General features: G+C 43.7%; 3 protein-coding genes and 1 pseudogene. All 4 read left to right on the top strand.

The window, feature by feature from the left end; genetic code table 11:
* A partial coding sequence (locus tag AC3B8H_RS20830; protein WP_488443424.1) for a hypothetical protein occupies positions 1–366 on the top strand: 366 nt, incomplete at its 5' end.
* Positions 367–389: 23 nt separating this feature from the next.
* A pseudogene (locus tag AC3B8H_RS20825) lies at positions 390–911 on the top strand (REP-associated tyrosine transposase).
* On the top strand, positions 901–1,446 hold the full coding sequence (locus AC3B8H_RS20820) for a hypothetical protein (protein ID WP_488443423.1): 546 nt from the start codon (positions 901–903) through the stop codon (positions 1,444–1,446). Before AC3B8H_RS20825 ends, AC3B8H_RS20820 begins: the two are co-directional and overlap by 11 nt.
* Positions 1,447–1,489: 43 nt before the next feature.
* On the top strand, positions 1,490–1,945 hold a 456-nt coding region (locus AC3B8H_RS20815), incomplete at its 3' end, for a zinc metalloprotease (protein WP_488443422.1).

Below are 1,945 nucleotides of genomic sequence, written 5' to 3'. Positions count from 1 at the left end.
TTTGACATAGCCAACAAGGCGGGCGTGAGTGCCGGGGCTATCGTCGGCGCGATGACCGAGGAAAATATGGCTTATAGCGTTATTGCAGACGGCTTATCCGATAAATATGCTCAAAACGATGTTAATCTCCAAGCATTTGGCGATTTTATACAGGAAAGGCTAGCGAATTTACTGGATATTGGGTCTTGGGATGAAGCGGCGGCTCAGGCCGCAGCCGCAGCTAATTTTAATTCCGAGATTAACGGTAACGCGCCACGCACCGACGCCTATTGGCGCACCGAATATCAAAACGCACTGCAAAATGGCTTGATCAAAAATCCCAAGGCCGTAAGGCGCAATAACCAACGGGCATTGCGCCGTATTTAAAACACGAAATAGATAATAAACAAATGGATTACCGGCGAATATGGCATCCTGGTGGAACCTATTTTTTTACTATCAATTTGTTATAAAGAAAGGATAACGATTTGTTGATCCGGCATATTCAAGCTTTGAGGGAGTCGGTTAAAACGGTGAAAGCTCATCACCCGTTCGAAATTCACGGCTGGGTGGTATTGCCCGAACACATGCATTGTTTGATTGAGTTACCGGAAAACGATACCGATTTTGCCACCCGAATACGCTTGATAAGAATTGGATTTTCTAAAGCAATACCCACAACCGAGCACAGATCGAGTGTGCGACTTAAACGAGGAGAACGCGGCATCTGGCAGCGGCGTTATTGGAATCATCTCATTCGAGATGAAGCGGATTTTCAAGCACATTTGAATGATATCCATTACAACCCAATGAAACATGGTTATGTTAAGCAAGTAAAAGACTGGCCTTATTCGACCTTTCACCGATGGGTTGAGCGAGGCGTCTATCCTTTAAATCGGGCTGGAGTTGACGGAGATTTATATGAGTTTTAATAGTTTAAAAATACGGCGCAATGCCCGTTGGTTATTGCGCCTTACGGCCTTGTGTTTCACCTTATTGTCATGCCAAAACAGCTTAGCAGAAACCAATCCCGCGCCTGTTTTCGAGTTGACGCATACCTGGGGTGGTGTCCCCACTTCTGTCATCAAAATATATCCCGATGGCAAAGTCCATTTTCACCGCAACAAAACTGATTTTGGTAGTGAAGCCGAAGACCGCTATGCACAGATGACAGCAGAGCAGTTGAATGAACTGGTGGATGTATTTTTATCGCTTCCATTTGATGCCTCAAAAAAGCTTGAGCGGGCAAAGGAAAGTGTAAGTGTACCTTGGCGTGTTTTTATCGCCTATAAAGATAAATTCATTAATATTACTATTCAAGACTCTATTTTTTTTCAATTTTTTGAAAACCGGATGAGTAAATATAGCAATCTAAAACAATTACTTTGCGGTGAAAATGAGCATGATGATTGTGGTACTAATGTACCCGATGATTTACAGGGCCTTAGAAAATACATGGAACCATGAAGCTTACTTTAAATTTTAACTTACATACAAACAGGTGAAAACTATGACAACGGTAACCGATGACCAAAAAGGCCAACTCATTAAATCCAGCTGGTTTTATCCGATGGAAACTAAAGGGTTGACACTTACCTACAGTTTTGGCGGCACACAAATACCTTATTGGAAAGGTTATGACTATGGATTACATGGGGTAACAGAAAACACATTTGCGCCGTTGTCTGGGGTACAAAAAGCGGCATTCGAGGATGCGGTAAAGGTTTGGGAAGCGGTGGCCGATATTCACTTGAATCCGAGTATGCCTTATATCGTGGATACCGGAGTAATGACGCTTGGCTTTGGCGATATCGTGGTGGTGGGTGGGAAATTGTATGATCCAGAACATCCAAATGATCCAAAATACGTTGTTGAGGGCTCAACAATATTCCCAACCACTTATCGCGCGGCAAACTCAGGAGGCGACATCGTCATTGGCAACACGGGTGAAGCGGCTACCAACAAC

Source organism: Methylomonas sp. BG-2 (genome assembly GCF_057766305.1).
The sequence above is the reverse complement of the archived record's forward strand: the minus strand, read 5'-3'. Positions and strand labels throughout refer to the sequence as shown.

Bases quoted from the DNA above. Each gene is read 5' to 3' on its own strand.
- AC3B8H_RS20820 (WP_488443423.1), top strand. From the start codon at position 901: ATGAGTTTTAATAGTTTAAAAATACGGCGCAATGCCCGTTGGTTATTG.